Origin of the sequence: Kitasatospora sp. NPDC008050 (assembly GCF_042957465.1) — a bacterium.
GTDB lineage: Bacteria > Actinomycetota > Actinomycetes > Streptomycetales > Streptomycetaceae > Kitasatospora.
Genome location: NZ_JBIBIJ010000035.1, coordinates 1 through 18,286, shown reverse-complemented (window position 1 = coordinate 18,286; position 18,286 = coordinate 1). Strand labels below are relative to the sequence as shown.

The 18,286-nt window shown below is 70.7% G+C and carries 15 protein-coding genes; 13 read left to right on the top strand and 2 right to left on the bottom strand.

Annotated features, from left to right (window positions below):
* Nucleotides 1-15 precede the first annotated feature (15 nt).
* From ACFZB9_RS36040 to ACFZB9_RS35985, 12 genes are all read left to right on the top strand, one after another.
* Complete coding sequence (locus ACFZB9_RS36040) at nucleotides 16-1,470, top strand: MFS transporter (protein ID WP_391454277.1); 1,455 nt, start codon at nucleotides 16-18, stop codon at nucleotides 1,468-1,470.
* 127 nt (nucleotides 1,471-1,597) lie between these two features.
* Nucleotides 1,598-2,395, top strand: a complete 798-nt coding sequence (gene ptlF / locus ACFZB9_RS36035; protein ID WP_391454275.1) for a 1-deoxy-11-beta-hydroxypentalenate dehydrogenase — start codon at nucleotides 1,598-1,600, stop codon at nucleotides 2,393-2,395.
* A 17-nt stretch (nucleotides 2,396-2,412) separates the two neighbouring features.
* Nucleotides 2,413-4,167: a neopentalenolactone/pentalenolactone D synthase gene (ptlE, locus tag ACFZB9_RS36030; RefSeq protein WP_391454305.1), complete on the top strand. Its 1,755-nt coding sequence runs from the start codon at nucleotides 2,413-2,415 to the stop codon at nucleotides 4,165-4,167.
* Between the two features lie 34 nt (nucleotides 4,168-4,201).
* Nucleotides 4,202-5,101 carry a neopentalenolactone/pentalenolactone F synthase gene (ptlD, locus tag ACFZB9_RS36025; protein WP_391454272.1) on the top strand — a complete coding sequence of 300 codons (900 nt, stop codon included), beginning with the start codon at nucleotides 4,202-4,204 and terminating at the stop codon, nucleotides 5,099-5,101.
* On the top strand, nucleotides 5,098-6,111 hold the full coding sequence (locus tag ACFZB9_RS36020) for a polyprenyl synthetase family protein (protein WP_391454270.1): 1,014 nt from the start codon (nucleotides 5,098-5,100) through the stop codon (nucleotides 6,109-6,111). The genes ptlD and ACFZB9_RS36020 overlap by 4 nt, the downstream gene beginning before the upstream one ends.
* A 123-nt stretch (nucleotides 6,112-6,234) precedes the next feature.
* Nucleotides 6,235-7,260, top strand: a complete 1,026-nt coding sequence (gene ptlA / locus ACFZB9_RS36015; protein WP_391454269.1) for a pentalenene synthase — start codon at nucleotides 6,235-6,237, stop codon at nucleotides 7,258-7,260.
* Nucleotides 7,261-7,353: 93 nt separating this feature from the next.
* Nucleotides 7,354-8,748 (top strand): pentalenene oxygenase, encoded by a 1,395-nt coding sequence (ptlI, locus tag ACFZB9_RS36010; protein ID WP_391454267.1) that lies wholly within the window; start codon nucleotides 7,354-7,356, stop codon nucleotides 8,746-8,748.
* The gene (gene ispH, locus ACFZB9_RS36005; RefSeq protein ID WP_391454265.1) at nucleotides 8,745-9,743 is read left to right on the top strand and encodes a 4-hydroxy-3-methylbut-2-enyl diphosphate reductase; all 999 of its coding nucleotides are present in this window, start codon (nucleotides 8,745-8,747) and stop codon (nucleotides 9,741-9,743) included. The genes ptlI and ispH overlap by 4 nt, the downstream gene beginning before the upstream one ends.
* A 29-nt stretch (nucleotides 9,744-9,772) precedes the next feature.
* A complete protein-coding gene (locus tag ACFZB9_RS36000; protein WP_391454263.1) occupies nucleotides 9,773-11,560 on the top strand; it encodes a 1-deoxy-D-xylulose-5-phosphate synthase in 1,788 nt (595 codons plus the stop codon).
* A 126-nt stretch (nucleotides 11,561-11,686) separates the two neighbouring features.
* Nucleotides 11,687-12,814, top strand: coding sequence for a flavodoxin-dependent (E)-4-hydroxy-3-methylbut-2-enyl-diphosphate synthase (gene ispG, locus ACFZB9_RS35995; RefSeq protein ID WP_391454261.1), 1,128 nt, complete (start codon nucleotides 11,687-11,689; stop codon nucleotides 12,812-12,814).
* 81 nt (nucleotides 12,815-12,895) lie between these two features.
* Nucleotides 12,896-13,216 (top strand): ferredoxin, encoded by a 321-nt coding sequence (gene fdxA / locus ACFZB9_RS35990; RefSeq protein WP_391454260.1) that lies wholly within the window; start codon nucleotides 12,896-12,898, stop codon nucleotides 13,214-13,216.
* Nucleotides 13,213-14,163, top strand: coding sequence for a 4-(cytidine 5'-diphospho)-2-C-methyl-D-erythritol kinase (locus ACFZB9_RS35985; protein ID WP_391454259.1), 951 nt, complete (start codon nucleotides 13,213-13,215; stop codon nucleotides 14,161-14,163). The genes fdxA and ACFZB9_RS35985 overlap by 4 nt, the downstream gene beginning before the upstream one ends.
* A 25-nt stretch (nucleotides 14,164-14,188) precedes the next feature.
* On the opposite strand, the gene ACFZB9_RS35980 is transcribed toward ACFZB9_RS35985, so the two are convergent.
* The gene (locus ACFZB9_RS35980) at nucleotides 14,189-14,977 is read right to left on the bottom strand and encodes an SDR family NAD(P)-dependent oxidoreductase (protein WP_391454258.1); all 789 of its coding nucleotides are present in this window, start codon (nucleotides 14,975-14,977) and stop codon (nucleotides 14,189-14,191) included.
* A 929-nt stretch (nucleotides 14,978-15,906) separates the two neighbouring features.
* Here ACFZB9_RS35980 and ACFZB9_RS35975 point away from each other — a divergent pair.
* Nucleotides 15,907-16,701, top strand: a complete 795-nt coding sequence (locus ACFZB9_RS35975) for a thioesterase II family protein (RefSeq protein WP_391454256.1) — start codon at nucleotides 15,907-15,909, stop codon at nucleotides 16,699-16,701.
* Between the two features lie 160 nt (nucleotides 16,702-16,861).
* On the opposite strand, the gene ACFZB9_RS35970 is transcribed toward ACFZB9_RS35975, so the two are convergent.
* The coding region (locus tag ACFZB9_RS35970) for a thioesterase domain-containing protein (protein ID WP_391454254.1) at nucleotides 16,862-18,286 on the bottom strand (1,425 nt) is incomplete at its 5' end.

The following is an 18,286-nucleotide window of genomic DNA, read 5'->3' as shown; positions in this document are numbered from 1 at the left end:
CCTGGTAGGCAGCGCATGACGAAACGCGAGGGCTTCCCCTCTCTGCAGGGGCCCAACGCGGCACCCAAGCCCTCGGCCGGCCCGGAACCGGCCGCCGCGGGGCTCAGTGGCATCGCCCTCGTGGTGGTGCTCACCGGATACGCCCTGTCCATCGTGGACGCCTCCATCGTCAATGTGGCGCTGACCTCTATCGGTGACAACCTCCACGGCGGCTCCGCCGCACTGGAGTTGGTGGTCTCCGGCTACGGCCTCAGCTACGCCCTCGGCCTGGTGCTGGGCGGACGGCTGGGCGACGCCTTCGGCAGGCGGCGCCTGTACGCCTACGGGCTCACGGCGTTCACCGTCACCTCGGCGCTGTGCGGGCTCGCCCCGACCATCGAGTTCCTCGTCGCGGCCCGGCTGCTGCAGGGTGCCGCCGCCGCCATGCTCGTACCGCAGGTGCTGGCGACGATCCAGGCCGCCACCCAGGGCCCGGCTCGCGCCCGTGCGATCGGCATGTACGGCGCGACCGCGGCCCTCGGCATGGTCACCGGGCAGATCCTGGGCGGGCTGCTGGTCTCGCTGGACGTCGCCGGGATCGGCTGGCGGTCGGTCTTCGCGATCAACGTGCCGATCGGAGTGGCCGCGCTGCTGCTCGTCCGGCGCATCCCCGCGACCAGGGCCGACGCGAAGCCGGGCTTCGACCCGGTGGGCACCGTGCTGTTCGGTGTCACCATGATCTGTGTCCTGGCCGTGGTCGTGGCGGGCCCCGACCTGGGCTGGCCGCTGTGGCTGTGGTCGCTGCTCGCGGTCGCGGCGGTGGCGGCGGTGGCGCTGGTGCGGGCCGAACGCGCACTGGAGGCGCGGGGCGGCTCACCGCTGCTGTCCCCGTCGGTGCTGTCCCATCCCGGCATGCGCAGGGGGCTGGCGGCGATGATGCCGTTCTCGGCCAGCTTCGGTGCCTTCCTGTTCGTCTACGCGCTGATCGCGCAGGGCCACTTCGGCTTCGACGGGCTCGCCTCCGGCGGGGTGCTGATGCCGTTCGCCGCGGCGTTCTTCGTGGTGACGCTGTTCACCCCGCGGATCGCGGCGGCCCTGGGCAGCCGGATCGTCACCCTGGGCGCCCTCGTCCAGGGCACGGGCCTGCTGCTGCTGGCCCTGGTGATCTGGCTGGGCTGGCCGCATCCCTCCCTGGCGCTCGTGCTCGTCGGGATCGGCCTCTTCGGCGTCGGCGCGGCGCTGATCGGTCCGACGCTGTTCCGGACGATCCTCGCCGACGTACCCCCCGCGCAGGCCGGCATGGGCAGCGGCGTGCTGGTGACCAGCCAGCAGATGGCGACCGCGCTGGGTGCGACCGTCGGCGGAACCCTCTATGTCTCCCTGGCCGGTTGGCTGTCGACGGCGTCGGCGACCGTGCTCGTGCTCGCCCTGTTGGGGTGTTTCTCGGTGACCGTTCTCGTGATCAGCCTGAAGCTCCCCGACCCCAGCTGACACCCGCGCCCCTCGAACGGCGCGTTCTGATCCAGACCTTCTCGTTGGCAACGGCGCGCCGTCCTTCGGCGTACCCGCACGCAGGAGCGGAGACAGCCAAGTGCAGTTACAGACAAGGACAGCCGTGGTGACCGGCGCGGCCAGCGGCATCGGCCTCGCCCTCAGCGCCCGCTTCGCACGGGCCGGCGCCGGCGTGGTCATGGCGGACGTCGAAGGCGAGGCACTGCACCGCCGGGCCGCCGAACTCAGCGCACAGGGCGCCCAGGTCACCGCGGTGACCGCCGACCTGACCGACCCGGACGCCGTCGAACGGCTCGCGGACACGGCGTTCGACCTGCTCGGCGACATCGACGTGGTGTGCAACAACGCCGGGGTCCTGGGCCCCGTGGGACAGCCCCTGTGGGAGGCGCCGCTGGAGCGGATGCGGCAGGTCTTCGAGGTGAACCACTGGGCGCACGTCCTGGTGGCCCGCGCCTTCGTCCCCCGGCTGCTGGAGCGCGGCCGGCCCGCCCATCTGATCCACACCGCCTCGATGTCCGCCTTCGTCGTCGGTGCCGGCAGCGCCGCCTACGCCGCCTCCAAGCACGCCGACCTCGCGGTCGCCCGCAGCCTGCGCGCCGATCTTCGGGACACCGGGATCCGGGTGTCGGTGCTGTGTCCCGGCCGGGTCGACACCCCCATGGTCCAAGGCCTGACGGCCCCGCGCGGTGCGGGTGGCGACACCTCGGTGAGCGCCGAGGACGTCGCCGAACTCGTCTGGGAGGCGCTCGGCTCCGACCGCTTCTATCTCTTCAGCAACTCCGACGCCCCGCTGCGGCTGCGCGATCAGTTCGACGACGTATGGCGTCATCTTTCCCTTCCGCCCCCTTCCCCCGAGGAGGAGCTGTGGCCCGCGCCGAAAGCGACCGTAGCGACGAAACACTGACCATCGACCTGGAAGCGGTGAGGGAGAAGTACCGGCAGGAACGCGACAAGCGAAGCGTCGGTCGCACCTACCAGTTCGCGCGCGGTGACTTCGGCCGCTACGCGCGAGACCCCTACACCGAGTGGCAGGAACGCGAGCCGCTCACCGACGAGGTGGACGTCGCCGTCATCGGCGCCGGCATCGGCGGCCTGCTGACCGGCGCCCACCTGCGCAAGGAGACCGGCCTGGAGCGCATCCGGCTGATCGACGAGGCCGGCGACGTCGGCGGCACCTGGTACTGGAACCGTTTCCCCGGCGTGCGGTGCGACGTCGAGAGCCACATCTACATGCCGCTGCTCGAAGAGATCGGCACGATACCCACCGAGAAGTACTCCACCGGGCCCGAGATCTTCGCCCACCTCCAGCAGATCGCCCACACCTACGACCTCTACCGCGACGCCCTCTTCCAGACCACCGTCACCGAGCTGCGCTGGGACGAGGCCGCCGGGCACTGGCTGGTGAGCACCGACCGCGGGGATCTGATCCGGGCCCGGTACGTGGCGATGTCGATCGGTCTGATGCACCGCCCCAAACTCCCCGGGCTGCCGGGCCTGGAGACGTTCGCCGGGCACTCCTTCCACACCAGCCGCTGGGACTTCGACTACACCGGCGGCGACAGCACCGGCGGCCTGACCAAGCTGAAGGACAAGAGGGTCGGCGTCATCGGCACCGGCTCGACGACCATCCAGCTCGCCCCGCACCTCGCCGAGTGGGCCGAGCAGCTCGTCGTCTTCCAGCGCACCCCGGCCGCGGTCGACGTCCGGGGCAACCGGCCCACCCCGGACGACTGGGCCGACAGCCTCGAACCGGGCTGGCAGCAGCGCCGGATGGAGAACTTCCACGCGCTGACCTCCGGTATCCCGCAGGACGAGGACCTGGTCCAGGACCGCTGGACCCAGACCACGGCCAAGCTGGCCGCCGCGATCCTGCCCACCGGCAACACCGGGGGCGACCCGAAGGAGCGGGCGCTCGCGGCCGAGCGGGCGGACTTCCTCAAGATGGAGGAGCTGCGCGCCCGCATCGACAGCGTCGTCACCGACCCCGCGACCGCCGCCGCCCTCAAGCCGTACTACCGCGTGTACTGCAAGCGGCCCTGCTTCCACGACGGCTACCTCCAGACCTTCAACCGGCCCAATGTGACCCTGGTCGACACCCAGGGGCAGGGCGTGGAGCGGCTCACCCCGGCCGGGGTGGTCGCGAACGGCCGGGAGTACCCGGTCGACTGCCTGGTCTTCGCCACCGGCTACGAGCACGAGTTCGCCGTCCCGTACACCGAGCGCGCCGGCTACGACATCGTCGGCCGCGACGGCGTGAAGCTGTCGGAGAAGTGGGCGGACGGGGCGCACACCCTGCACGGACTCCAGGTGAACGGCTTCCCCAACTGCTTCATCCTGTCCAAGGTCCAGGCCGGCCGGCACGTCAACATCGCCTACATGCTGGGCGAGCAGACCCGGCACCTCGCGCACATCGTCAAGTGCGTCGAGGAGCGCGGCCACCAGGTCGTGGAGGCCTCCGAGGCCGGTGAGAAGGAATGGGTCGAGGAGATCCTCCGGCTCGCCACCAACAGCATCGACTTCCTAGAGAACTGCACGCCGGGCCTCTACAACAACGAGGGCGACCCGAGCGGACTGCCCCTGCTCAACTCCAGCTACGGCGGCGGCTCGGTGGAGTTCGTGAACATCCTCAGGCGCTGGCGCGAGGCGGGCGACCTCGCCGGCCTCGAACTGCGCTGACCACCCCACCCTTCTGCGAAAGGCGGCAACGCCCATGGACGTAACGCCGATACCCGGCGCTGCTCTCGGCGCCGTCGTGCACGGCGCCCAGGTCACCGGCGACCTGGACAGGACCCAGTTCGAGGAGATCCGGGCAGCGCTCGACGCGCATCTCGTGCTCGTCTTCCGCGGCCACCGGACCCCCTCCTACGAGGAGTTCCTGGCCTTCGGCAGCCGCTTCGGGTACATCCCGAAGACCGGCCTGACCAGCGGCGCCCATCCCGACCACAACGAGATCCTGATCGTCTCCAACCTGGTGGAGGACGGCCGCAAGATCGGTGTCGGCGACGCCGAGTGGATGGGCTGGCACACCGACTACTCCTTCCGTCCCCACGTCTCCCAGGTCGGCTTCCTGGAGGCGATGGAAGTGCCGTCCTCCGGCGGCGGGGAGACCCTCTTCACCGACATGTACGCCCTGTACGAGTCGCTGTCGCCCGAGAAACGCCGGCGCCTGCACTCCTACCGGGTCCGCCACGCCCTGCGCACCGGGTACGAGGAGACCATCGAGGAGAGGCTCCAGGGCGAGGTGTCCCTGGGCGGGAGCACCGAACAGATCCAGCCCGAGGACGGCACCTCCACCATCCACCCGCTGATCGCCCGCAATCCGCGCACCGGCCGCCAGTCGGTCTACATCAGCACCCTGAACACCAAGCGGATCGTGGACCTCACCCCCGACGACAGCCGCAAGCTGCTCGACGAACTGCTGTCGCACGCGGGCAAGCCCCCGTACACCTACGCCCACACCTGGCAGCCCGGGGACATCGTCATGTGGGACCAGATCGGCACCATCCACGCCAAGCAGGCCTTCGACCCGGCCGAGCGGCGCATCATGCGCCAGGTCGTCAGCATCTTCGACGACCCGACCGCCCCCTGGCACGCGGAGGTCGCCCCGTGAGAACCGCTCCCGCCTGCCTCAGCCACAGCCGGGTCACGATCACCCCGGCGCTGCGCGCCGCCGTCGACCGGCTCGACCACCGCTCACGTCACCAGGCGGCCTACCACTTCGGCTGGATCACCGCCGACGGCGCGCCCACCAGCGCCGACGCCGGCAAGGCCGTACGGCCGGCGCTCGCGCTGCTGTCGGCCGAAGCGGTCGGCGCGCCGCCGGAGGTCGCCCTGCCCGGCGCCGTCGCCGTGGAGCTCGTGCACAACTTCTCCCTGGTGCACGACGATCTGATGGACGGCGACGAGGAGCGCCGCCACCGGCGCACGGTGTGGAAGCTGTGGGGTCCCGCAAGCGCCATCCTGACCGGTGACGCGATGCTGGCGCTCGCCCAGGAGGTGCTGCTGGACGCCGGGCTGCCGACGGCGGTACCCGCCGCCCGGCTGCTGGCGCGCACCACCCGGCATCTGATCCGCGGCCAGGTCCAGGACCTGTCCTTCGAACAGCGCTCGCACGTCACGGTCGAGGAGTGCGTCGACATGGCCGCCGGCAAGACCGGCGCGCTGCTGTCGGCGAGCGCCGCGATCGGCGCCGTCCTCGCCGGGGCACCGGAGGCGACGGTGGCGGCGCTGGCGCTCTACGGCGACCAGGTCGGCCTCGCCTTCCAGCTCGTCGACGACGTTCTCGGCATCTGGGGCGACCCGGCCGTCACCGGCAAGTCGGTCCACTCCGATCTGCGCTCCCGCAAGAAGTCCCTGCCGGTGAGCCACGCACTGAACCAGGACGGCCCGCTCAGCGACGAGCTGGCCGCCTGGCTCACCACCCCCGGCGAACCCGACGAGGAGGAACTGCGGCACGTGGCCGGCCTGATCGAGGGCGCCGGCGGACGGGACTGGGCGCTGGCCGAGGCCGCCCGGCGGATGGTGCTGGCCGAGGACGCGCTGCGCGGTGTCGAGCTGGACGCCGGCGCGCGGGAGGAACTCCTCGCGCTCGGGCGGTTCGTCGTCGACCGCGAGGTCTGAGACCCGGGCCGGCCCCGTACCCGCATGCCCCTTTCCGACTTCTGACTCTCCGATCAGCGCAGCATCCCCGCCAGGCACCACCAGGCCGCTGCCCCTCCGCAACCCACTCCCAAGGATTCCCTCATGCCCCAGGACGTCGACTTCCACATACCCCTGCCGGGCCGGCAGAGCCCGGATCACGCGCGGGCCGACGCCGAGCAGCTCGCCTGGCCGCGGTCGCTCGGGCTGATCAACTCCGAGGCGGCGGCGGCGCGTCATCTGCGCGGCGGCTACGCCGACCTGGCCTCCCGCTTCTACCCGCACGCCACCGGTGCCGACCTGGACCTGGGCGTCGACCTGATGTCGTGGTTCTTCCTCTTCGACGACCTCTTCGACGGGCCGCGCGGCGAGAACCCGCAGGAGACCAAGGAGCTCACCGACGCGGTCGCGGCCGCGCTGGACGGCCCCCTCCCCGACACCGCGCCCCCCATCGCCCACGGCTTCGCCGACATCTGGCGGCGCACCAGCGAGGGCATGACACCCGCCTGGTGCGCGCGCAGCGCCCGGCATTGGCGCAGCTACTTCGACGGCTACGTCGACGAGGCGCAGAGCCGCTTCTGGGACACGCCGTACAACTGCGCGGCCCAGTACCTGGCCGTGCGCCGGCAGACCATCGGGGTGCAGCCGACGATCGACCTCGCCGAGCGCGCGGGCCGCTTCGAGGTGCCGCACCGGGTCTTCGACAGCGCCGTGCTCTCCGCGATGCTCCAGATCGCCGTCGACGTCAATCTGCTGCTCAACGACATCGCCTCGCTGGAGAAGGAGGAGGCCCGCGGCGAGCAGAACAACATGGTCATGATCCTGCGCCGGGAGCACGGCTGGTCCAAGGACCGCAGCGTCGCCCACATCCAGAGCGAGGTGCGCGCCCGCCTGGAGCAGTACCTCCTGCTGGAGTCCTGCCTGCCGCAGGTCGGCGACATCTACCGGCTCGACGAGGCCGAGCGCGAGGCCCTGGAGCGCTACCGCAACGACGCCGTGCGCACCGTGATCCGCGGTTCCTACGACTGGCACCGCTCCTCGGGCCGCTACGACGCCGAGTTCGCGCTCGCCGCCGGTGCCCAGGGCTACCTGGAGGAGCTCGGCAGCACTGGCAGCACCGCCCACCAGTAGCACACACCCGCGCCCGGCCGTCGCGGCGGCACAGCTGTCAACTTGCCGGAACAGCTGTCAACAGATCAGTAGAGACGGGAAGTTGAGAATCGAATGACCGAGCAGACCACCTTCTCGGCGGGAGCGGCGCCCGGGGCGCTCCCCGTCGTGGGACACGCCCTCCAGATGATGCGTCACCCCGTGAACTTCATGACCGCGCTGTCGGCCCACGGCGACCTGGTCGAGATCAAGATCGGCCCCACCACGGCCTACGTCCCGACCCACCCCGAACTGCTGCGGCACGTCCTGACCAACGACCGCATCTTCGACAAGGGCGGCGTCTTCTACGACCGCGCCCGTGACATCGCCGGCAACGGCCTGGTCACCTGCCCGTTCGCCGACCACCGCCGCCAGCGCCGGCTGATGCAGTCGGCGTTCACCCGCGGCCAGCTCAAGCGGTACGCCGAGGCCATGCACGCCGAGATCGAGGACACCGCGTCGCGCTGGCAGGACGGCATGGTCGTCGACGCCTTCCAGGAGATGTACGGCATGGCCCTGCGCACGGTCGGCCGCACCCTGTACTCCACACCCGTCAGTTCCGAGCTGGCGGCGAAGGTGGAACGTTCCTTCGACGTCGTGCTCAACGGCCTGTTCCGGCAGATGTTCCTGCCGGCCTCGATCCGCCGCCTGCCCCTGCCGTCCCAGCGCCGCTACAAGAGCAACCTGGACTTCCTGCACGAGACCACCCAGCAGCTCATCGACGACTACCGCAGCTCCGACACCGAGCGCGACGACCTGCTCGCCGCCCTGATCGCCTCCCGCGACGACGACGGCGGCCGGCTCGGCGACAAGGAGATCCACGACCAGGTCATCACCGTCATGGCCGCCGGCACCGAGACCGTCGCCGGCACTCTCACCTGGGTCTTCTACCTCCTCTCCCAGCACCCGGAGATCGAGGCCGCGCTCTACGACGAGATCGACACCGTCCTCGACGGCCGCGCCCCGCAGTGGGACGACCTGCCGAGCCTCTCCCTGGCCGACCGGATCATCTCCGAGACGCTGCGCCTGCACCCGCCGGCCTGGCTGTTCACCCGCCTCACCACCTCACCGACCGAACTCGCGGGCCGTCAGCTGCCCGCCGGCTCCACCGTCGTCTTCAGCCCCGCCGCGGTCGCCCAGTACGAGGGCGCCTTCGACAACCCCAAGAAGTTCGACCCCGACCGCTGGCTCCCGGAGCGTGTCGCACCGGCCGCCCGCAACGCCTACGTGCCGTTCGGCACCGGCGCCCGCAAGTGCATCGGCGACCTCTACGCACGCACCGAGGCCATGCTGGGGCTCGCCACCATCCTCAGCCGCTGGCGGGTCACCTGCGAGCCCGGCATGGACATCCGCCCGGTCCCGCTGGCCACCGTCTACCACCCGCGCCGACTGCGCCTGAGGCTGGACGCACGCACCCCGCGCCGGATGACCTCCGCCGCCCTCGCACCGGCCGGCGGTGACGCGACGTGAGCGAGGGGAACGTCGTCCTGGCCCAGCCGCGCGGCTTCTGCGCGGGCGTACGACGCGCCATCGGCATCGTCGAGCGGGCGCTGGACCTGCACGGGGCGCCGGTGTACGTGCGCAAGGAGATCGTGCACAACCACTACATCGTCTCGGAGCTGCAGAAGCGCGGCGCGGTCTTCGTCGACAGCGAGGAAGAGGTCCCGCCGGGCGCGGTCTGTGTCTTCTCCGCGCACGGCGTCTCCCCCGGGGTGCGCTCCGCCGCCGCCGACCGGCAGCTCGAAGTCATCGACGCCACCTGCCCGTTGGTCTCCAAGGTGCACCAGGAAGCGGTGCGCTTCGCCCGCGACGGCCGCACCATCCTCCTCGTCGGGCACGAGGGCCACGAGGAGGTCGAGGGCGTCATCGGCGAGGCCCCCGACCGGATCGTCGTCATCGAGACCGAGGACGACGTACGGCGCCTGGGCCTGCCCGACGACACCCCGGTCGCCGTCCTCACCCAGACCACCCTCTCGTTCGACGAGACCGAGCGCGTCGTCGAGGCCCTGCGCACCCGCTTCACCGACCTGATCACCCCCGGCGACGACATCTGCTACGCCAGCCAGAACCGGCAGAACGCCGTCAAGGACCTCGCACGCGACAACGACCTGGTCCTGATCGTCGGCTCGCACAACTCCAGCAACTCGCTGCGGATGGTCGAGGTGGCCCGCGACCACGGCGCCGCCGCCCATCTGGTGCCCGACGAACAGCACCTCGAAGCGGCCTGGCTCAAGGACGTGTCGTCGATCGGCATCAGCGCCGGGGCCAGTGCCCCGGAGATCCTGGTCGACGGGCTCGTCGCCCGGCTCGCCGAACTCGGCTTCGACCAGGTCGAGCTCCAGCGGGGCATCGCCGAGGACGTCGTGTTCTCCATGCCCGGCCGGCTGGCCGACCCGGTCACCGGCCGCGTCCCGCAGACACCGCTGGCCGGCGAGATCTCGCCCGCACCCGGTGGGGTGCGATGAATCCACCACGGGAGAAAGAGGGTTGCGCCATGCCACGCCTGGAGGAGATCCGGGGGCCGGAGGACCTGCGCGCCCTGTCCCCGCAGGCGGCCCGCGAACTGGCGCCGCAGATCCGGCGGCTGCTGGTGGACACCTGCACCGCCAACGGCGGCCACCTGGGCCCCAACCTCGGGGTCGTCGAACTGTCCATCGCCCTGCACCGCGTCTTCGACTCCCCCCGTGACAAGATCCTGTGGGACACCGGCCACCAGGCCTACGTCCACAAGATCCTCACCGGCCGCGCCGGAGCCCTCGCCACGCTCCGCACGACCGGCGGCATGTCGGGCTACCCCAGCCGCGCCGAGTCCGAGCACGACGTCATCGAGAACTCGCACGCCTCGACCGCCCTGTCCTGGGCGGACGGCCTGGCCCGCGCCAACGCCCTGCTCGGGCGGAGCGACCGTGCCGTGGTCCCCGTGCTCGGCGACGGCGCGCTCACCGGGGGCATGGCCTGGGAAGCCCTCAACAACATCGCGGCGGCCCCCGAACGCCCCGTCGTCGTGGTCCTCAACGACAACGGCCGCTCCTACGCCCCCACCGTCGGCGCCGTCGCCGGACACCTCACCGACCTGCGCGCGGGCGACGCCCCGCAAGCCCTGTTCGAGAACCTGGGGCTCGCCTACCTCGGCCCGGTGGACGGCCATGACATCGAGGCCGTGGAGACGGCGCTGCGCGAGGCCGTCGCCCTGCGCAAGCCCGTGGTGGTGCACTGCGTCACCGAGAAGGGCCGCGGCCACCTCCCCGCCGAGCAGGACGACCTGGACCGCTTCCACGCCGTGCGCGCCGCCTCCGCCCGGAAACCGGCGGGCGCCCCCAGCTGGACGTCCGTGTTCGGCAGCGAGCTGGCCGACCTCGCCGCCGACCGGCCGGACGTGGTCGCCATCACCGCGGCCATGCTCGACCCGACCGGGCTCGGCGAGTTCGCCCGCCGCCACCCCGAGCGCGTCATCGACGTCGGCATCGCCGAACAGCACGCCGTGACCGCCGCCGCGGGGCTGGCCCTCGGCGGGGTGCACCCGGTCGTCGCGCTGTACGCCACCTTCCTCAACCGGGCCTTCGACCAGCTCCTGATGGACGTGGCGCTGCACCGCGCCCCGGTCACCTTCGTCCTGGACCGGGCCGGCGTGACCGGCGACGACGGACCCTCGCACAACGGCATGTGGGACCTGTCGCTGCTGAACCTGGTGCCCGGCCTGCGGCTGGCCGCCCCACGCGACGGCGCCACCCTGCGCCGCGCCCTGCGGGAGGCCGTGGCCTGCGAGGACGGCCCCACCGCCCTGCGCTTCCCCAAGGGCTCCTGCGGAGCGGACATCCCGGCCGTGGACGCCTACGCCGAGCTGGACGTGCTGCACCGCGGCGAACGTCCCGACATCCTCCTGGTCTCCGTCGGCGCCATGGCCGCCACCTGCCTCGACGTCGCCGAACGGCTGGCCGAGCGGGGCGTCGGCGTCACCGTCGTGGACCCCCGCTGGATCAAGCCGGTGCCACCCGAGCTGACCGGGCTCGCCCTCGACCACCTGCTGGTCGCCACGGTCGAGGACAACGGCCGGGTCGGCGGCGTCGGGGCGCACGTCGCCCAGGCGCTGGGCGACGCCAAGTCGGGCCTGCCGGTGCAGGTCTTCGGCATCCCGCAGCGCTTCCTGGAGCACGGCTCACGGGCCGAGATCCTGGAGGCCAGCGGCCTCACTCCCCGCCATCTCACCCACGCGCTGCTGGAGGCCCTGCCCGCCGGATGGCAGGCCCGGCGGGGAGCCACCGCCTCCCTCGCCGTCGGCTGACCCCGGGCACCCCGGCCACACCCTTCTCCAGCACCTGCACCTGCACCTGCACAGCCCGCAACGGCACACAGTCATCAGCCACGCACCCGGTCCGCCCGGACCGGCCGACCATCTTGGGGACCTGTCATGCCTGTCGCTCTCGGAGTGCCGACGGTGCCGCCGAGGCTGGCCCGACGACGTACCAGCCGTCAGATCCACGTAGGCACCGTACCCGTGGGCGGCGACGCCCCGGTCTCGGTCCAGTCCATGACCACGACCCGCACGTCCGACATCGGCGCGACCCTCCAGCAGATCGCCGAACTCACCGCGTCCGGCTGCCAGATCGTCCGCGTCGCCTGCCCCACCCAGGACGACGCCGACGCCCTGTCGACGATCGCGCGCAAGTCGCAGATCCCGGTGATCGCGGACATCCACTTCCAGCCGAAGTACGTGTTCGCCGCCATCGAGGCCGGCTGCGCGGCCGTGCGCGTCAACCCGGGCAACATCAAGCAGTTCGACGACAAGGTCCGCGAGATCGCGCGGGCCGCCAAGGATCACGGCACGCCGGTCCGCATCGGGGTCAACGCGGGCTCGCTCGACCGTCGTCTGCTGAAGAAGTACGGCAAGGCCACCCCGGAGGCGCTGGTCGAGAGCGCGCTGTGGGAGGCGTCGCTGTTCGAGGAGCACGACTTCCGGGACATCAAGATCTCCGTCAAGCACAACGACCCCGTCATCATGATCGAGGCGTACAAGCAGCTCGCGGCGCAGTGCGACTATCCGCTGCACCTCGGGGTGACGGAGGCGGGCCCCGCCTTCCAGGGCACCATCAAGTCGGCCGTCGCGTTCGGCGCGCTGCTGTCCCAGGGCATCGGCGACACCATCCGCGTCTCCTTGAGCGCGCCGCCCGCCGAGGAGGTCAAGGTCGGCCTCCAGATCCTGGAGTCCCTGAACCTCAAGCAGCGCGGCCTGGAGATCGTGTCCTGCCCGTCCTGCGGGCGCGCCCAGGTCGACGTCTACAAGCTGGCCGAAGAGGTCACGGCCGGGCTGGAGGGCATGGACATCCCGCTGCGCGTGGCCGTCATGGGGTGCGTGGTGAACGGCCCCGGGGAGGCCAGGGAAGCAGACCTCGGCGTCGCCTCCGGCAACGGCAAGGGGCAGATCTTCGTCAAGGGCGAGATCGTCCGGACCGTCCCCGAGTCGAAGATCGTCGAGACGCTCATCGAGGAGGCGTTCAAGCTCGCCGACCTGATGCGGCAGGACGAGGACGACGACTGAGCCCCCGACGAGAACCGCACACCGACCGCGACACGAACACGAGGACCGGAACCAACCCGCCCGCAACGTGAGGAAGCACCCGTGACCTACGTCATCGCCCAGCCCTGTGTGGACGTCAAGGACAAGGCCTGCATCGAGGAATGCCCCGTCGACTGCATCTACGAGGGCCGGCGGTCCCTGTACATCCACCCGGACGAATGCGTCGACTGCGGCGCCTGCGAACCGGTCTGCCCCGTCGAGGCGATCTTCTACGAGGACGACGTGCCCGAGGACTGGACGGACTACCACAAGGCGAACACCGAGTTCTTCGACGACCTCGGCTCGCCCGGCGGCGCCAGCGGCCTCGGCCCGGTCGATCGCGACCACCCGCTCGTCGCCGGACAGCCGGTCCGCACGGCATGAGCCGGGTCGGCGGGGACCCCCGGGCGGGGGTCACCGTCCGGGCGCCGGGAAAGGTCAACCTGACGCTGTCGGTGGGCCCCCGCCGCCCGGACGGCTACCACGAACTCACCACCGTCTTCCTGGCGGTCGGTCTCCACGACGTGGTGCGGATCGCCCCCGCAGCACGGCTCACCGTCACCGTCCGGGGCCCCGGCGCCGCCGACATCCCCGCCGGCGACGGCAATCTGGCGGCGCGGGCGGTCCGCCTGATCGCCCGCGCCGCCGGGGTCGAACCGGCCGTCGCCGTCCACATCGACAAACGCATCCCCGTCGCCGGCGGCATGGCCGGAGGCAGCGCCGACGCGGCGGCCGCGCTGGTGGGCTGCGACGCGCTGTGGGGCCTCGGCCTCCCCCGCGAGGACCTGCGCCTGCTGGCCGCCGAACTGGGCAGCGACGTCGGCTTTCCGCTGTACGGCGGGGTCGCGCTGGGCACCGGACGCGGTGAACTGCTCACCCCGCTGGAGACCTCCGGCGCCGGGGTGTTCCACTGGGTCTTCGCGGTGTCCCCGCACGGCCTGGCCACCCCGGCGGTCTTCCAGGAGTACGACCGGCTGAGGCGGACACGGCCCGCCGACGGCGAGCGGGTGGCGGCGGAGCGGGTGGCGGCGGTGACCGACGCGCTGGACAGCGGCGACGCCGCCCTGCTCGCGGCGGCCGTCAAGGACGCCAACGACCTCCAGGAAGCCGCCCTGTCCCTGCGCCCGGAGCTGGCGGACACGCTGCGGCTGGGACCGGAGCACGGCGCCCTGGCCGGCCTGGTCTCGGGCTCGGGGCCGACCTGCGCCTTCCTCACGGAGTCGGCACACGCGGCGGCGACCCTGGCCACTGCCCTGTCCGCGACCGACCGCTACCGCGACGTCCTCGTCGCGGTGGGCCCGACGGGCGGCTGTTCGGCGGTCCCGGACTGAACCGGCTCGCCGGAAGCCGGAACGTTCACTTCCGAGCTTTCTCCGGGACTGCAGCACCACGGAAACCGAGGCCGAACGGCTGTTGCGTCGGCATGAGTTCGATGAGGTTGACATTGACGTGAACGGGCTGGGCCAGGCACCACACGACCGCGTTCGCGACATCCTCCGCACTCAGTGGCGTGAGGTGTTCGTAGAGGGCACGGGCGCGGTCGCGGTCACCGTCGTAACGCACCAGCGCGAACTCCGTCTCGGCCATGCCCGGCTCGACGCAGGTGACCCGCAGGCCCGTGCCGTCGAGGTCGGCACGCAGGTTGAGACTGAGCTGCCGTACGAAGGCCTTGGTGGCCCCGTACACGTTGCCGCCGAGATAGGGGTAGCTTGCCGCGATCGAGCCCAGGTTCACGATGTGGCCGTATCCCGCCTCGAGCATGCGCGGCAGCACTGCTCTGGTGCAGTTGAGGACACCGTTGATATTGGTCTCCACCATTTCCTGCCAGTTCGCGGATGTCGCGTCCTGGACAGGGCCGAATCCCTTTGACAGACCGGCGTTGTTGACGAGTATGCCGATGTCGGCGAATCGTTCCGGCAGATTGTCGAGCGCCGCCGCCACCGCCTCGGCGTCGCGTACATCGACGGTGACCGGGTGGAAAAGGTCCGCGCCGATTTCCTCGCGCAGTTGTTCGAGCCGCGCCGAGCGTCGAGCCAGCCCTACGACCGGCCGACCCTCTTTGGCGAGGCAGCGGGCGATCGCCGCTCCGAACCCGGATGAGGCTCCGGTGACAAGAGCGGCAGACGCTTGCGGAATACTCTTCACCCACAGGCCTCCTGGTCGGAATGAATGATGGACCCGGGCCCGCAAAAGGGCGACCGGGCACGGCCATTCCGCGCAGTTTGTCATCCCCGAATACTGCAGAGCCTCAGGAGATTCACCGTATCCCCTGAAGAATGATCTGTCCAACCCCACTGCGTGAGCAGGTTGATGCAGTAACAGCTGCGACCAGCGGGAAGACGCCCGTCGAAGGTGATGCCGAAGGCATTACGTGCGGATTTCGTGCAGGGCGGCGTCATTCTGTGGATCTGCCCGATTTGATCACGTGCTGCCGAGGCCACGCAGGGCGGCCACGGCCCGGGGGTGCGGTGCCGGTGCGGTGCCGGTGCGCACGCGGGAGCCGAGCTCGGCGGGTTCGGCCTGGTGGGGCGCCGGGTCGTGCCCGACTCGGCGGGCCGGGCCGGCCTCGGTTCCGCGCCGGTCCCGAACTGCCCTGCCTCACCGGCTATCTGAATTCAATGGGTTGCAGCCGGGCGAGCCAACTTGTAGCATCCGGGAAACTGATCATGAACACGGCGGCGCGGATGCAGCCATATCTCGCCTTCCCCGATCTGCTGCCGGTAATTCTCCCGCGATTTCGATACACGTTTACGGGGCGGACATCCGTCGGCGCGTACGGGCCTCGGAGAAAGGGCCGGTACGGCGGCCGTGGCGAAGGAGACATACCATGGAAACGAGGGATCACTATGCGCTTGTCTGCACGAAGTGCGGACTGGCGCGGCGTGCGCATCCAGAGCTGTCACAGCACACCGATGTGTATACGGCGGAGCTCGTCAATGCCGCTCCGCCGTATTCCGTGCACGGCGGTGTACGGAGGTGTGGCGGATGAGCCGGGAGTACGACCCGAAGCTCCTCGCCCCCAAGATTCTTGGTTCTCTCGGGAGTTCGATTCGCACTGGTCGAGGAGAGTGAACATGCGCGGTACCGAGAACCGGTCGGCCGATCGATGGTTCCGGAGGGTGAAGCGCTGTCCCAACCCACGGGTCCGGATCATCTGCTTTCCCCACGCGGGAGGCGCGGCGAGCTTCTTCCGCTCGTGGGCTGAATTCGTGCCGGACGACGTGGAGCTCATCGCTGTCCGTTATCCCGGACGGGAGGACCGACTCCTCGACCCACTGGCCGAGACCATGGAGGAGCTGGCCGACCCGATAGCCGACGGGTGCTCCCAATTTCTCGACGCCCCCCTGGCGTTGTTCGGTCACAGCATGGGCGCGTCGGTCGCCTACGAGGTCGCCGTGCGGCTCCAGGCGGAGCACGGTGCCGACCTGGCCGGGCTCTTCGTCTCCGGTCGCTCGGGACCCGGGCGGGAGAAGCGCCGGAGCTTCGCCGGGGCCACCGACGACGAACTGATCGAAGACGTCGGACTGCAGGGTGGCACCGATGCGCAGGCCTTCGCGAACCCGGAGCTGCGAGGGCTGATACTCCCCGTCATCCGCGCCGACTACCGCCTCGTCGACGGTTACCAGGCACCGACGAGCCGCGCTCCCCTCGACACCCCGGTCGTCGCCTACTACGGCAACGAGGAGGCGGAGTTGGACCGCGATTCCGTTGCGGCCTGGTCATCGGTGACCGGTTCCACCTTCACGTTGCGGGCCTTCGACGGCGGTCACTTCTACCTCGTGGGCCACCGCCAGGAGCTGCTTGCGCACCTCCTCGCAAGCCTCGGACACGGACCGGCCACCGCAACGGGTACCACCCGCCCACTGTAGGACCGCCGCAGGTACTGCCACGATCCTCCGGCCGAAGCTGCGTGGCGCCGCCGCCGGCAAGCCCAGCCGGCGGCGGCGTCATTCCAATCCGGCGGGCCCGGCCTGCCGACTCACCAGCAGTCCATCCTCCGGGGCGCCTCTTCCTTCCTCTCTCACGACACTAGGCTTCCCGGGAAGTCGCTCGGTCCAGCGCAGCCGTGAGGATCGGGCCGATGTGCGCGAGGGCATGGGGCTCCATCATGTCGGTGTGGCGGCAGGGAACATCGCTACTGACGACCTCTCCACGGACATGGGCGTGCCAACTGTCGGCCGTGGGTGCTTGCGGTGGCCGGCCGTCGATGGCGACGAGAAGCAGGACGTCGCCATCGAAGCCTCCGGGCGTGTGACCGCGCACGAGCTTCATGTTGTGGACCCTTGAGGCGGCGGCCGCCGCCATGGCATCGGTGGTGCTCAGATCCGCCGGACCGTCGCCGCGCTCCCGCAGGATTCGCGTTATGTCCGTGGCCGTCCACGGCTGCCCGGATTCAGGGTTCGCATCGAGACCCAGAGTACGGGCGATGCCCGCGAGTGCGGCCGCCTCATCGAAGTCCGGCGCATCGCCCTGCGACTCCTCCACCCGCGGATAGCTGTCGAGTATGGCCAGCAGGCTCACCTGCTGACCTTGCTGTCGCAGCTGAACGGCCATCTCGTGGGCGACGAGTCCACCGAAGGACCATCCGAGGAGTTGGTAAGGACCGTTGGGCTGCACGGCGCGGATGTGCTCCAGATAGCCCGCGGCCATCGTTGTGACACTGTTCGGCAAGCCATCGGCTTCGCGCAGGCTGCGAGCCTGGAGCGCGTAGAGCGGCTGATCGGCCGGCAGGTGCGGGAGCAGCTCCCGGTAGTTCCAGCCGAACCCGAACCCATGGTGGACGCAGAACAGCGGCGGCCGGTCGCCGGTCGTGCGGAACGGCAGAAGCACGTCCAGGTCGTCCCGTTCGGTCCCCTGCTGCACCTGTTGTGCGAGCCCGGCCACCGTCGGCGAGGAGAACAGAGCCCGAATATCGACCGGCACACCCCGGGCACGCAACCGCTCGACCAGCGTCACTGCCAGCAGTGAATGCCCGCCCAGGTCGAAGAAGTTGTCATCCACGCCGACCTCGGGCACACCGAGCACCTCGGCGAAGACCTGACATATCGCCTCTTCGCGCGCATTCGCCGGGCCACGGCCGCCTCCGGAGCCGACCGCATACTCGGGTGCGGGCAGAGCACGGCGGTCCAGCTTCCCGTTCACCGTCACCGGCAACGCGTCGAGCACCACCACCGCCGCCGGAACCATGTAGTCCGGCAACGCATCGGCTATGTGACCCCGCAGCCCCGCCACATCGACCGAAGCGCCGACGTCCGGGACCACGTAACCGACCAGGCGCTTGTCACCCGGCTGATCCTCACGCACCACCACCACACCGTGAGCCACTGACGGATGCGAGGCCAGCACCGCCTCGACCTCACCCAACTCGATCCGGTACCCCCGGATCTTCACCTGGTCATCCGCCCGTCCCAGGAACTCCAGTTGGCCCTCGCGGTTCCACCGCGCCACATCACC

Coding starts and splice junctions, on each gene's coding strand:
- ACFZB9_RS36040 (WP_391454277.1), top strand. CDS start 16: ATGACGAAACGCGAGGGCTTCCCCTCTCTGCAGGGGCCCAACGCGGCA.
- ptlD (WP_391454272.1), top strand. CDS start 4,202: ATGGACGTAACGCCGATACCCGGCGCTGCTCTCGGCGCCGTCGTGCAC.
- ptlA (WP_391454269.1), top strand. CDS start 6,235: ATGCCCCAGGACGTCGACTTCCACATACCCCTGCCGGGCCGGCAGAGC.
- ptlI (WP_391454267.1), top strand. CDS start 7,354: ATGACCGAGCAGACCACCTTCTCGGCGGGAGCGGCGCCCGGGGCGCTC.
- ACFZB9_RS36000 (WP_391454263.1), top strand. CDS start 9,773: ATGCCACGCCTGGAGGAGATCCGGGGGCCGGAGGACCTGCGCGCCCTG.
- ispG (WP_391454261.1), top strand. CDS start 11,687: ATGCCTGTCGCTCTCGGAGTGCCGACGGTGCCGCCGAGGCTGGCCCGA.
- ACFZB9_RS35985 (WP_391454259.1), top strand. CDS start 13,213: ATGAGCCGGGTCGGCGGGGACCCCCGGGCGGGGGTCACCGTCCGGGCG.
- ACFZB9_RS35975 (WP_391454256.1), top strand. CDS start 15,907: ATGCGCGGTACCGAGAACCGGTCGGCCGATCGATGGTTCCGGAGGGTG.